14 protein-coding genes are annotated in these 12,800 nt (G+C 65.5%); 7 read left to right on the plus strand and 7 right to left on the minus strand.

Annotation, left to right across the window (positions count from 1 at the left end; translation table 11 throughout):
- Positions 1-172: 172 nt before the first annotated feature.
- Entirely contained in the window at positions 173-976 is an 804-nt protein-coding gene (locus tag IC50_RS19350; protein WP_035708315.1) for an enoyl-CoA hydratase-related protein, read from the plus strand.
- 3 nt (positions 977-979) lie between these two features.
- Here IC50_RS19350 and IC50_RS19355 read toward each other — a convergent pair whose 3' ends face one another.
- Together IC50_RS19355 and IC50_RS19360 are read right to left on the minus strand one after the other, a co-directional pair.
- Complete coding sequence (locus IC50_RS19355; protein WP_050991038.1) at positions 980-1,243, minus strand: hypothetical protein; 264 nt, start codon at positions 1,241-1,243, stop codon at positions 980-982.
- A 189-nt stretch (positions 1,244-1,432) separates the two neighbouring features.
- Positions 1,433-2,317 (minus strand): LysR family transcriptional regulator, encoded by an 885-nt coding sequence (locus IC50_RS19360; RefSeq protein WP_035708317.1) that lies wholly within the window; start codon positions 2,315-2,317, stop codon positions 1,433-1,435.
- Positions 2,318-2,429: 112 nt separating this feature from the next.
- Between IC50_RS19360 and IC50_RS19365 the strand changes: the two genes are divergently transcribed.
- From IC50_RS19365 to IC50_RS19380, 4 genes are all read left to right on the plus strand, one after another.
- On the plus strand, positions 2,430-3,797 hold the full coding sequence (locus IC50_RS19365) for an FAD-dependent oxidoreductase (protein WP_035708318.1): 1,368 nt from the start codon (positions 2,430-2,432) through the stop codon (positions 3,795-3,797).
- A gap of 34 nt (positions 3,798-3,831) precedes the next feature.
- Complete coding sequence (locus IC50_RS19370) at positions 3,832-4,836, plus strand: ABC transporter substrate-binding protein (RefSeq protein ID WP_035708320.1); 1,005 nt, start codon at positions 3,832-3,834, stop codon at positions 4,834-4,836.
- A gap of 108 nt (positions 4,837-4,944) precedes the next feature.
- Positions 4,945-5,718, plus strand: coding sequence for an ABC transporter ATP-binding protein (locus tag IC50_RS19375; RefSeq protein WP_035708322.1), 774 nt, complete (start codon positions 4,945-4,947; stop codon positions 5,716-5,718).
- The gene (locus IC50_RS19380; RefSeq protein WP_035708324.1) at positions 5,711-6,532 is read left to right on the plus strand and encodes an ABC transporter permease; all 822 of its coding nucleotides are present in this window, start codon (positions 5,711-5,713) and stop codon (positions 6,530-6,532) included. The genes IC50_RS19375 and IC50_RS19380 overlap by 8 nt, the downstream gene beginning before the upstream one ends.
- A gap of 172 nt (positions 6,533-6,704) precedes the next feature.
- On the opposite strand, the gene gtdA is transcribed toward IC50_RS19380, so the two are convergent.
- Positions 6,705-7,745 carry a gentisate 1,2-dioxygenase gene (gene gtdA, locus IC50_RS19385; protein ID WP_035708326.1) on the minus strand — a complete coding sequence of 347 codons (1,041 nt, stop codon included), beginning with the start codon at positions 7,743-7,745 and terminating at the stop codon, positions 6,705-6,707.
- A gap of 191 nt (positions 7,746-7,936) precedes the next feature.
- Here gtdA and maiA point away from each other — a divergent pair, with 191 nt between their 5' ends.
- Both maiA and IC50_RS19395 read left to right on the plus strand, forming a co-directional pair.
- On the plus strand, positions 7,937-8,569 hold the full coding sequence (maiA, locus tag IC50_RS19390) for a maleylacetoacetate isomerase (RefSeq protein ID WP_035708328.1): 633 nt from the start codon (positions 7,937-7,939) through the stop codon (positions 8,567-8,569).
- A complete protein-coding gene (locus tag IC50_RS19395; protein ID WP_035708330.1) occupies positions 8,559-9,071 on the plus strand; it encodes a MarR family winged helix-turn-helix transcriptional regulator in 513 nt (170 codons plus the stop codon). Before maiA ends, IC50_RS19395 begins: the two co-directional genes overlap by 11 nt.
- A gap of 195 nt (positions 9,072-9,266) precedes the next feature.
- Here IC50_RS19395 and IC50_RS19400 read toward each other — a convergent pair whose 3' ends face one another.
- The 4 genes from IC50_RS19400 to IC50_RS19415 all read right to left on the minus strand — a co-directional run.
- Positions 9,267-10,880, minus strand: coding sequence for a benzoate-CoA ligase family protein (locus IC50_RS19400; protein WP_035708332.1), 1,614 nt, complete (start codon positions 10,878-10,880; stop codon positions 9,267-9,269).
- On the minus strand, positions 10,877-12,016 hold the full coding sequence (locus IC50_RS19405) for an FAD-dependent monooxygenase (protein WP_035708333.1): 1,140 nt from the start codon (positions 12,014-12,016) through the stop codon (positions 10,877-10,879). Before IC50_RS19405 ends, IC50_RS19400 begins: the two co-directional genes overlap by 4 nt.
- Positions 12,017-12,209: 193 nt before the next feature.
- Complete coding sequence (locus IC50_RS19410; RefSeq protein WP_035708335.1) at positions 12,210-12,425, minus strand: hypothetical protein; 216 nt, start codon at positions 12,423-12,425, stop codon at positions 12,210-12,212.
- Positions 12,426-12,559: 134 nt separating this feature from the next.
- Positions 12,560-12,800, minus strand: a 241-nt coding sequence (locus tag IC50_RS19415; protein WP_035708338.1) for a cysteine rich repeat-containing protein, incomplete at its 5' end; no start/stop codon positions are given.

Raw genomic sequence — 12,800 nt, forward strand, 5'->3', positions numbered from 1 at the left:
AAATGCAGATGCGCATGATGATGTCCCGTACCTATCCCATGGTGCCGCTCCGGCACCAGCATGACACAAGCCGCCATGCGATGGACGCGGCCGCCCCACGCCGGAAAGATATGGATCAGGACGCGCCGCCTCGGCATAGTGCGCGGCAAACAAGATGACCGGAGGATCGCCGATGACTGCCAGCCCTGTCCTGTGGACATCAGATGAACGCGGGGTTGCAACCGTCACGTTGAACCGGCCGGAAGTGAACAACGCCTATGACGGCGCCCTGATATCAGGCGTGCTCGCGGCCATGGACGACCTCGGCAGGAAGCCCAATTTGCGCGTCGTCGTGCTCAGGGGCAACGGCAAGCATTTCCAGGCCGGGGCCGACCTCAAATGGATCAACGGCGTGCGGCCGCAATCGGCGGAAGCGAACGAGGCGGCGTCCCGGGCGACCTTCGAGGCGGTGCAGCGGCTCAACACGCTGCCGATCCCGACCGTCGCGCTGGTGCAGGGCGGCTGCTTCGGCGGCGGCACCGGCGTGATCGCAGCCTGCGATGTCGTGATCGCCGCGGACAATGCGCTGTTCTCGATCACGGAGGTGCGCTGGGGCCTGACGGCGGCGATCATCATCCCGCAGCTCTGCGACGCCATCGGTATCCGGCAAGTCCGCCGCTACGCGCTCACCGGCGAGCGCTTCGGCGCCGAGGACGCCCGCCGCATCGGCCTCGTCCACGAGGTGGTGCCGCTCGCTAGACTTGAGGCCGCAGGTGCGAAGGTGGTCGAGCAGCTGCTAGCCAACGCGCCGGAGGCGATGGCTGAAACCAAGAAGCTCGCGCTGGAAAGCTCGTTCGGTGGGATGGCGGTGGACGATGCCGCCTACAATCGGCTCGTGCAGCTGCACTCGCTCAAGCGCCAGAGCGCGGAGGCGGCGGAGGGTCTGGCCTCGTTCGCGGAGAAGCGGGCGGCGAATTGGGGCGGCGCAAAAGGCTGAACGTCAGCAGCCGCGGCAGATGTTGCTGATGCTGCGATAGACCGCGTCGTCGTCCTGCCGCATCTGGCGCAGCGTTTCGAGTGTCTTGCCCTCGTCGGTCGCAGGTGCAGGCTTGCGCATTGCAGCCAGCTCTTCCTCCTGACGCTTGTAGCAGGCCTCGCGATCAGGCTTTTCCCGGATGAAGCGGCAGTTCTGCTCGAGGGCTGTGGCGGGCGTGGCCGAGAGCGCGAGGGCGAGGACGGCGGGCAGGGCATGTTTCAAGAGCATCGAATCCGTTCGTTGACATGAGTGCGGCACATGTAGCCCGGATGAGCGAAGCGACATCCGGGAATGCAGCGAGCGGTCCCGCATATCGCTTCGTTCATGCGGGCTACGGCCTCCGCGTACTTCGCGCACCTTCTCTCAGGTCCATTCTGCGGGAGCAACCGGCGTCTTGCGACACCTTCGCGACGCGGCCTACAGCGACCGCGCCAGTGACGTTTTCAGCAGGGCGAGCAGCGCCTGCACCGCAGCGGCGTTGCGGCGCCGCTCGGGGATCGCGGCCTTCACCCACAATTCGGGAATCGGAAAGTCGCGCAGCACCGGCTTGAGCGTGCCGTCGCGTAAGGACTCCGCGACGAGGTAATGCGAGATCAGTGCGATGCCGTTGCCGGCGATGGCGCTGCGTGCCAGCACATGGCCCTCGTTGGAGGAGAGCAGCGGGCTGACCTGGATGCTGATGCGGCCGCGCGGCCCGTCGAAGATCCACTCGGGACCGGTCGGCAGGAAGCTGAGGCAGCGATGCTCGACGAGATCACGTGGATGTCTCGGCGTGCCATGTTTCTTCAAGTAAGCCGGCGAGGCGCAGAGCAGCCGCTTCAGCGGACACAGCGGCTCGTCGACGACGCCGCCGAACGAATGCGGGAAGGCGCCGATCGCGATGTCAAATCCCTCGGTGACCGGATCGACCGGGCGATCGATCAGCACGATCTCGAGCTTCAGCCGCGGGTTCTGGGTCTGGAACGCGCTGAAGGCGTCCGCAAGCCGCGCCACTGTCAGCGAGGTCGGGGCCTTGATGCGGAGGTGGTCGACGAGATCGTGGTCCTTCTCGCCCATGCGCGAGAGCAGGTCGTTGGCATCAGTGACGACGCCGCGTGCGCGATGCACGTAGCGCCGCCCGGCTTCGGTGAGCCGCAACTGCCGTGTCGAGCGGTGAAACAGCGGCGTGCCGATCCGCGTCTCCAGTTGTGTGACACGCTTGGCGACGACCGAGGTCGAGACGTTGAGCTTTCGCGCGGCTGCCGAGAATCCGGCCGCATCCGCGGTGGCGAGGAAAGCCTGCAGGTTCACCAGGATGTCCATGTCGGCCTTTCTCGATTCGCGAAAGCTGATCGCGTATTTCGGTGGATTGTAACCCGCTACGCGCTAATTCATAGTCGCCCCAAGCAAAGGAAATTCGGGAAGGGAACGCGCCATGCGGGCCATGACGATCGAAGAACCGGCACGACAGGTGCCGCTCTATGGCGAATACGAAGTCGTCGTCCTCGGCGGCGGTCCGGCCGGCATCGTGGCGGCAGCGTCAGCGGCGCGCGCGGGACGGAAGACGCTGCTGATCGAGCGCTACGGCTTCCTCGGCGGCATGGGCACCGCGGCCGGCGTCACCAATTTCTGCGGCCTGCACGGCAATGTCCATGGCGAGCACCGGCGGCTGGTGCAGGGCATGGCGTCGGATCTGCTGGCGCGGATCGATCGGCTGGGTGGCCTCAACGCGCCGCATCTGATCCTCGGCAAGGTGTTTGCCCAGGCCTACGACACCGCTGCCTACAAGATCGCGGCCGACGAGCTGCTCGCCAGCCACAAGGTGCACATCCTCTTCCACGCGCTCGGCGCCGGCGTGGTGATGGGCGATGACCGCCGCATCGACGCGTTGCTGGTCGAGACCAAGGCCGGCCGGCAGGCGGTCCGATCGGAAATCTTCATCGACTGCTCGGGCGACGGCGATCTCGCCGCGTGGGCCGGTGCTCCGTTCGAAATCGGCGACGAGCACGGCCATCCGCTGTATCCCTCGATGATGCTCCGCCTCAACGGCATCGATCCCGAGAAAGCGGGCGAGGCCTGGCGGACCATTCCGCAATTGATGGAGAAGGCGCTCGCTGCCGGCACGCACATATTCCCGCGCAAGAGCGCCATCGTACGGCCGCAGAAATCCGGCATCGAATGGCGGGTGAACTTTACCCAGGTTGCGCGCGAGGACGGCCACGCCATCAACGGCATCGAGCCCGACGATCTCACCCGTGGCGAGATCGAGGGCCGCAAGCAGGCGCTCGCGGCGTACGAGTTTTTGCGCAGCACTGTCCCGGGCTTCGAAAAGTCCTATATCGTCGATCTGCCGCCGCAGCTCGGCATCCGCGAGACCCGCCGCATCAAGGGTGGCTATCAGCTCAGCGGCGAGGATGTGCTCGGCTGTGCGTCGTTCGAGGATTCCATCGGCGTCAATGGCTGGCCGATCGAGGCCCATGTTCCCGGCGACGTCGTCTTCACATTTCCGCCAATTCCGGAATCGCGCGGCTATAACGAGCTGCCTTACCGGATGCTGGTGCCCCAAGGCGTCGACAATCTCCTGGTCGCCGGCCGCTGTGCCTCCATGACCCATGAGGGCCAGTCGGCCGCGCGGGTGTCCGGTGCCTGTTTCGTGATGGGCGAGGCCGCCGGTTCCGCCGCCGCGCTGGCGCTCTCCGGAAACCGGGTCCCGCGTGACATCCCCATTGAAAAATTGCAGGAAACGTTGAAACAACTGGGCGCCTTCATCGGACGGGACCAGGCGGTGCCCGAAGGCCTGTAACGGACTGCAAGAGAACGACGGCGGAGGAGACGAGATGATCGGGATAATTCGGCTCGCGCTTGCGGGACTTCTGGCGATCACGGCGATGGGCGGTGCTAGAGCCGAGGATGCGCTGAAGGCCAGGATCGGCGTGCTCCGCCTGTCCTCTTCCGCGCCGGTCTTCATCGCGCAGGACAAGGGCTATTTCCGCGAGGCCGGCCTGGAGGTCGAGCTCAAATTCTTCGACGCGGCGCAGCCGATCGCGGTCGCCACCACCTCGGGCGATGTCGATTTCGGCGTCACCGCCTTCACCGCCGGCCTCTACAATCTCGCCGGCAAGGGTGTGCTGAAGGTGATCGGCGGCATGAGCCGCGAGAAGCCCGGCTATCCGCTGATCGGCTATTTCGCCAGCAACAACGCCTACGCGGCCGGGCTGAAGACGCCAAAGGACCTCGCCGGCAAGCGCGTGGCGATGACGCAGGTCGGATCGAGCTTTCACTATTCGCTCGGCCTGCTTGCCGACAAATACGGCTTCAAGCTCTCTGAGGTGAAGATCGTGCCGCTGCAGTCGCTGTCGAACGCGGCGGCTGCGCTCAAGGGCGAGACCGTCGATGCGGCGCTGCTGCCGGTCTCCACCGCGCGAAAGCTGATGGACGAAGGCGGCGCGAAATTCCTCGGCTGGGTCGGCGACGAGACGCCGTGGCAGCTGGGGGCGGTGTTTGCCTCGCCGAAGACGCTGACCAACAAGGCGCTGGTGACGAAGCTGCTCGGCGCGCTCGCCAAGGCCGACCGCGAATATCACGATGTCATTCTGGCGTCGATGAAGGACGGCGTCGCGCCGATCAACGAGCAGACGAAACCGCTGCTGGAGATCATCGCGAAGTACACCAATCTGCCGGTCGAGCAGGTGGTCGGCAATTGCGCCTATATCGATCCCGACGGCAAGCTCGATGTGAAGAACGTCGACAACCAGATCAAATGGCTGCAGGAGCAGGGCTTTGCCGACAAGGGCTTCGATGCCAATGCGATCATCGCCAAGGACTATGTGAAGGCGGATTGATCTCTCTGTCATTCCGGGGCTCGCGAAGCGAGAACCCGGAATCTCGAGATTCCGGGTCTGGTCCTTCGGACCATCCCGGAATGACGGAGTGGGCACAGAGGAAATCGAATGGACCTGATCGCCAACCGCATCTCCCATTGCTTCGGCGACCTTGCCGTGCTTGACGACGTCTCCTTCACCGTCGGTGCCGGCGAGGTGGTGGCGATCGTCGGTCCCTCCGGTTGCGGCAAGAGCACGCTGCTGTCGATCCTGGGCGGGCTGCTGCAGCCGAGCTCGGGCGCGCCCGAGCTGCGCGGCCAGCCGCCGGCGGACAGCCTCAATCCGCTGACCTTCGTTTTCCAGGATTTCGCGCTGCTTCCCTGGGCCACGGTGGAGGAGAACGTCGAATTCCCGCTGCTGCACACCCAGCTCTCGGCCGCACAGCGCCGCGCGCTGGTCGAGGACGCCCTGCGCCGCACCGGCTTGACCGATTTCCGCAAGACCTATCCGAAGCAGCTCTCGGGCGGCATGCGCCAGCGCGTCGGAATCTCCCGCGCGCTTGCGGTCAGGCCCGCGATCCTGCTGATGGACGAGCCGTTGTCGGCCCTGGATTCGCAGACCCGCGAGCTCCTGATGGAAGACTTCGTTCGCCTGCTCGCCGACGGCGGCATGGGTGCGGTTTACGTCACCCACAATCTCGAGGAAGCCGCACGACTTGCCGACCGCATCGTGGTGCTGTCGCGGCGGCCGGGACGTATCCGCGAGGTCGTGGCCGTGCCGATGACGCGCGCGGCGCGCGGCGAAGCGGCGGCGCGCGAAAAGCTGCTTGCGCTCCAGAACCAGATCTGGTCGCTGATCCGCAACGAGGCGATCGACGCTGAACGCGAGGTCCAGCATGCTTGACCGCGCGCCGGCCGAAATTGCGAAGGACACTGCGACCCGGCGCGTCCGCTTTCGCGGCGCCGGCTTCGTTCCGGCGAGCAGCCGCTTTGGCGGCTGGATCGCGCTCGCGCTCGTCATCGCCATATGGCAGGCCGCCGGCAGCACCGGCCTGGTCAATCCGCTGTTCCTGCCGGCGCCTTCGGCGATCGCGCGCGCGATCTACCGGCTCGCGATGTCAGGCGCGCTCTGGCAGCATCTGTCCGCCTCGCTCTTGCGCATCGGCGTCGGCTGGCTGCTGGGGACAGTGGCCGGCGTCGCCGTCGGCTTCGCCATCGGCTTGTCGCGTCTCGCACGCAGCGTCGGCATCACCTTCATCTCGGCTCTGTTCCCGATCCCGAAGATCGCGCTGTTGCCGCTGTTGATCCTCTGGCTCGGCATCGGCGAAGAGCCGAAGATCGCGACCATTGCGTTAGGGGTGTTCTTCTCGACCGCGATCTCGGTCTACAGCGGCGTCGACGCCGTGCCGCGCAACCTCATTCGAATGGCGCAGAGCTTCAACGTGCCGTTCGCAACCATCGTGCGCAGGGTGATCTGGCCGGGCGCGCTGCCCGCCATCCTCGCCGGCTTCCGCATCACCGCCTCCGTCGCGCTGCTGCTCGTCGTCAGCGCCGAGATGATCGGCGCGCAATACGGCATCGGCGCCTTCGTGCTCCAGGCCGGCAATCTGATGCAGACCGATCAACTGCTCGCGGGCGTGGTGATCCTGTCGGTGTTTGGACTTGCGGTGGGGAAGGTGATCGGCTGGCTGGAGGCAAGGCTGCTGCACTGGCGGTGAATTCCGCTGTCGTCCCGGCGAACGCCGGGACCCATACCGCGTGATCTGTCTGGGACGAACGGTCTTCATACCGGCGAAGATCTTCGTCAAACTTCTCCCTGGGGCTATGGGTCCCGGATCTGCGCTTCGCTTGTCCGGGACGACACCGAGGGTGAGGCCAATACTGCGACCCTCACGCGTTGCCGCGATCTTCCCTGAACAAATCCAGCTTCTGCTGCACCGGGCGATCCGAGAAGCTGAACAGCACGGCGTCATCGTCCGCCTCGTGCGTCACCCAGTGCCAGCTCGGCACCACGAACAGATCGCGCGGGCCCCATTCGAAGACAGTATCGCCGATCCGGCTGCGCCCCTTGCCTTCGATCGGGCAGAACACGGTCGCGTCCGTCGCCCGATAGCGCGCGGTCTTGAAACCCTTGGGCAGCAGTTGGATGAACGTGCCGATGGTCGGCATCGCGAAATCGCCGGTCTCGGGGTTGCTGAACTTCAGCTTGAGCCCGTGACATGCGTCCCACTCCTGGCTCGCGCGGGCCCTCTCCAGCGCTTCGCGCGTGTAGGCGTAAGGATAGCTGAAGATCGGCGAGGTCTTCGAGCTCCGCTTGACGTCGACGGGCAGCAGATTGTGACCGTAGCGCGCGAAGCTGTCGCCCGCGGGCTTCGTGATCTTCTGCTGGTCCTCTTTCGAGCCTTCCGCAAAGGAGCAGTCGAAGAACTGCACCAGCGGAATGTCGAGGCCGTCGAGCCAGAACATCGGCTGATCGGTCTCGTTGGAGTGATCGTGCCAGGTCATCGACGGCGTGATGATGAAGTCCCCTCGCTCCATCGCGGTACGCTCGCCGTCAACGGCGGTATGGGCGCCCTTGCCTTCGAGCACGAAGCGCAGCGCCGACTGGCTGTGCCGGTGGGCCGGCGCGACGTCGCCGGGCACCACCATCTGCACGCCGGCATAGAGCGAGGTCGTGATCTTGGACTGGCCGCGCAGGCCGGGGTTCTCCAGCACCAGCACGCGCCGCTCAGCTTCCTTGGCCGTGATCAGCTTGCCGGCCTCCGTCATGTAGTCGCGGATGACATCGAACTTCCAGAGGTGAGGACGACAGGCGCTTCTCGGCTCCGGCGTGATCAGGTCGCTCATCACCGTCCAGAGTGCGGTGAGATTTTCGCCGTCGATCTTTTTGTAGAACGCCTCGCGTTCCGGCGTCTTGGTCACGGCTTCCATGGTTGCTGCTCCCGATCGTCTTGTTGATTGACAGTATACTGACGATCTGGCTAGCGTCAACGTGAGGGGTGGCGTACAAGCTCGCTGTCGTTCCGGGGCTCGCGCAGCGAGAACCCGGAACCTCGAGATTCCGGGTTCGGTTCTTCGAACCGCCCCGGAATGACGACCAAGGAATAGCAGGGAGAGTCTCGATGAAGCTGCACGGCTATTTCCGCTCCAGCGCCGCCTATCGGGTGCGGATCGCGCTGAACCTGAAGGGGCTCGGAGCCGAGCATCTGCCGCATCATCTTCGCAAGGGCGAACAATGCGCGCCCGCTTATCTTGCCATCAACCCGCAGGGTCTCGTGCCCGCGCTGGAGAGCGAGGGCGGCACGGTGCTGACCCAATCGGTGGCCATCATCGAATGGCTCGACGAGACACACCCCAATCCGCCGCTGTTGCCGAAGGATCCGCTTCGCCGCGCCAAGGTGAGGGCGTTCGCGCTCGCGATCGCCTGCGACACCCATCCGGTGCAGAACCTGAAAGTGCTGGCGCGGCTGCGCGAGCTCGGCCTGCCCGAGGAGAAGGTCCAGGACTGGGCGGCCTGGGTCAATCGCGAGGGCCTGTCGGCCTGCGAGACGCTGATCAGGGACGAGCCGGGCCCGTTCTGCTTCGGCGATGCGCCGACGCTTGCCGACCTCTGCCTCGTGCCGCAGCTCGCCAATGCGCGCCGCTTCGGCGTCGATGTCTCCGCTTATCCGCGTCTGCTCAAGGCCGAGGCCGCCGCGAAGGCGCTGCCGGCGTTTGCCGATGCCGCACCGGAGAAGCAGCCCGATGCCGAGTAAGCCTGCCGCTCCGATCACGATGGACGCGGTCTATGCCGCGCCAGGCTATCTGTTCCGGCGCATGCAGCAGATCGCGGTCTCGATCTTCATGGAGGAGTGCAAGGCGTTCGATCTGACCCCGGTGCAATATGCCGCGCTGATCGCGATTCATACCCACCCCGGGATCGACGCGACGCGGCTTTCGGCGGTGATCGCCTTCGACCGCTCCACGCTAGGCAGCGTGATCGAACGGTTGCAGGCCAAGGACTATATCGAGCGCAAGCCGGCACCCGAGGACAAGCGGATCAAGCTGCTCTATCTCACCAAGTCAGGCGCGGCGATCCTGCGCGAGATCATCCCCACCGTCGAACGCGCCCAGGCGCGCATGCTGGAACCGCTGCAGCCCGCTGAGCGCAAGGCGCTGATGGGGCTGCTGATGCAACTCGTCGACCTCAACAACGAGGCCTCGCGCGTGCCGCTGCGGGCCGAGGACGCGCTGGAGCATTTGGGCAAGACCGGGTGAGGAGAGTGTGGGGCGATACTGTCGCCTCATTCTCCACCGTCGTCCCGGACAAGCGAAGCGCCGAGCCGGGACCCATACGCCGCAGCAGGAGTTTGGCGACGACAGGCGATGACCATCTCGCGAAACAATTACTGCTGCGGCGTATGGGTCGCTGCGTTCGCAGGGACGACACCGAGAGTGTGGCGGCGCCATTGGCTACATCCGCAGCAACGCCTGCCGGTCGATTTTCCCCGTGCCCGTCTTCGGCAGCTCGTCGATGAAAATCACCTCGCGCGGATATTTGTACGGCAACAGCTTGCCTTTCACATAGTCCTGCAGCCTGCGCGTCGCCTCGCCCCGGTCGACAGCGCGGTTGTTCATCACCACCACCGCCTTCAGCGTCATCCGCCGGTCCGGCAATTCGGCCGCGAACACCGCGCATTCGCGAATATCGGGGTGGTCGGCGAGACACAGCTCGACCTCGAGCGGATAGACCCATTGGCCGGAGATCTTGATGAGATCGTCGGCGCGGCCGCGGAAGAAATGGAAGCCGTCGGCATCGCGGACGAAGCGGTCGCCGGTGTAGATCCAGCCGCCGTCGCGAATGGTTTCCGCGGACTTGTCCGGCCGGTTCCAGTACAGCGGCGTGTTGGAATCGCCGCGGACCCACAAGATGCCTTCCTCGTTGTCGCCGACCTCGTTTCCGTCCTTGTCGCGCAGCGCGACCTCGTAGCCGGGCACGCACAGGCCGGCGGCGCCGAGCTTTTTCTGCCCCTCGCGATTGGACAGGTAGATGTGCAGCACCTCGGTCGAGCCGAGGCCTTCGACGATCTCGAGCCCCGTGAGTGCCTTCCAGCCGTTGAAGACCTCCGCCGAGAGCACTTCGGCGGCGGAGAGCGCCATGCGCAGCGACGAGAAATCCGTCTTCTCCGGGCCCTCGGCCCTGGTCAGCGAGGTGTAGAGCGTCGGCAGGCCGAAGAAGACCGTCGGCTTGTACTGGTCGATCGCCGCGAAGATCGCCGCCGGCTTCGGCTGGCCCGGCAACAGCAGCGTCGTGGCGCCGGCCGAGAACGGGAAGGTGACGGAGTTGCCGAAGCCGTAGGCGAAGAAGATCTTCGGCACCGAGAAGCAGATGTCCTCCGGCGTCAGCTTCAGCACGTTCTGCGCAAAGGCGGCATCGGTGTAGGCCATGTCGTGCTGCAGATGCACGATGCCCTTGGGCCGTCCGGTCGAACCGGAGGAGTACATCCAGAACGCCATCTCGTTGCGGTGCGTCGGCGCTTCCGCCAGCTCGGTCGGGAACTGCGCGAGCCAGCTTGCCGCCGCGACCGCCCGTGGCGCCGCGTGATCGCCCGCCTCGCCATTGGCGACGATCAGCATCCGCAGCTCCGTGTCCCTGCAAGCTTCCGCATTGAAGCACGCCGCGAACTCGGCATCCGCGACCGCAACCGGCGCGCCGGAATCGGCGAGATAGAACTGCAGCAGATCCGGCGGCGTCAACGTGTTGATCAGAAGCGGCACGAAGCCGGCACGAACGGCGCCGAAGAACGCGGCCGGGTAGGCCGGCGTGTCGTCGAGGAACAAGAGCACGCGGTCGCCGCGCTCGAGGCCAAGCGAGGCGAAGCCGTTGCCCCAGCGGCAGGCTTCGCCGCAGAGCTCGGCATAGGTCCGCATGCCTGCCGGGCCCATGAGCGCAGGCCTGTCGCCGCGGCCCTTGCCCAGATTGTCGAACAGCACGCGGCTGGCATTGTAAATGTCAGGAACAGCAAAGCCGATCTCGCGCGCGCCCGGGCCATCCGCGGGCACCCGGTCGAAAATCTCGTTGCTCATGCGGCATCTCCGCCGTTCTTGTCCGCCTCGTAGCGGGCCATGAAGGCCGGCGACATCGCGCGCAGCCGGGAATCGTCGATGCGGCCGGAGCGGGTGATGTAGCTGTAGGCGAAATCCAGCAGGGGAAGCTTCATGTGCTCGGCGAAGTGCTCGTACCAGAACGCACTCGTGCGCGCGGCATCGACGAGCTTCTGTACGATGGGCTTGCGCGCGGCCTGATAGCGATGCAGCGCGGTCGCAAGGTGCACATCCGATTCCAGCGCCTTGACCAGCGCGATCGCGTCCTCGATCGCGAGCCGCGTGCCCGAGCCGATCGAGAAATGTGCGGAATGCAGCGCGTCGCCGATCAGCACCATGTTCTTGAACGACCAGTGCTCGTTCCAGACCCAGGGGAAGTTGCGCCAGACCGACTTGTTCGACACCAGGCAGTGGCCGCCAAGCGTGTCGGCGAACACCTCCTCGCAGACACCCTTGGACTGCTCGACGTCCTTGTAGGCGAAGCCATAGGCCTGCCATGTGGCGTGATCGCATTCGATCAGGAAGGTGCTCATGCCCGGCGAATAGCGGTAGTGATGGGCGTTGAAGGCGCCGCGATCGGTCTTCACGAAGGTCTGCGACAGCGTGTCGAAGCGTTTCGAGGTGCCGTACCAGACGAACTTGTTGGAGGAGTAGGACAGGGAGGTGCCGAAATCGCCCTCAAAGGCGCGGCGCACCAGCGAATTCAGCCCGTCGGCGGCGACGATCAAATCGTGGCCGTTGAGCTGGTCGGTTGTCTGGATCTGCGTGTCGAAGCGCGGCGTGACGCCGACATCGAGCGCGCGCTGCTGCAGGAACTTGAGGAGCTCGAGGCGCCCGATCGAGGAGAAGCCGACTCCGTCGATGGCGACGCTGTCACCGTGCAGGTTCAGCGTGATGTTCTCCCAGCTCTCCATATGGGGGGCGATCGCATCGACCGTCTCGGGGTCGTCGGCGCCGAGGAACTCCAGGGCCTGGTCGGAGAAAACGACGCCAAAGCCCCAGGTCGCGTCGGCCGGGTTCTGCTCGAACAGGTCGACTTGATCCTCGGGATGACGCTTCTTCCAGAGATAGGCGAAGTAGAGCCCACCGGGCCCCCCGCCGATCACGGCGATCCGCAACGTCTGCCTCCCTAATTGACAGTATACTTACTATCTAGGGGTAGACTAATGTGCTCCGGCGCCCGGCGCCAGCGGAATTATCGGCAAAGGCGGGCGCGCCGAAGCTCTCCCTCGGGGCGCGCATTTGGCGCGTGTCCGAGGCAGTCTCGTGCAAGCATAGCCAAGCCGGACCGGATTGGCCACCCGGGCGGCGTCAGACGCAGCGCTTCACATAGACCCCGTTCACCAGCACCCTGGTGCAACGGACCGCGGGCACGGGCTTGCGGACCACGACGGCCGCGTTCGGACCGGCGCAGCCGGCGCGATACACGCCGCGGGCGCACACCACCGCATTGGCATCATTGGTCTCGAACGTCATGGTCGCGGCGAAGGCGAAGAGAGCAGAAGCGATGAGCAGCAATGAACGCATGTCGTCCTCCCAGTCTTGTCGTCATCGAAATTGCGCCTCGAGAAAGTACCTGCGAAGTCACGCCTCGGCGTGCGAACATTCGGTCGCGCACGCCGCAATTCATTCTCTTGCGGACGAAAATCGCCCGCTCCGTCTTATCTCGCGGCGAAAGGCGCGAGCACGTCCCTGCAGGCCGGCGAGAGCGATGCCGCCCGGTTGGAAATGCATTGGATGATCCGGCCGCCTCCGGGCGCCACACCGGCGCAGAGCGTGCGGATATCGGCGCCGCAGGCCGACCGGACGATGAACAGTTCCTCGCGCGGCAGCAATGGCCGCAGCACGATCGTGGTCGGCGCCGCGGCGGGCGCGGCACCTGCAGGCGCCGCGGCAGCCGCG

The organism is Bradyrhizobium genomosp. I (2014), from assembly GCF_000261685.1.
In the GTDB taxonomy this organism is placed as follows: domain Bacteria; phylum Pseudomonadota; class Alphaproteobacteria; order Rhizobiales; family Xanthobacteraceae; genus Bradyrhizobium.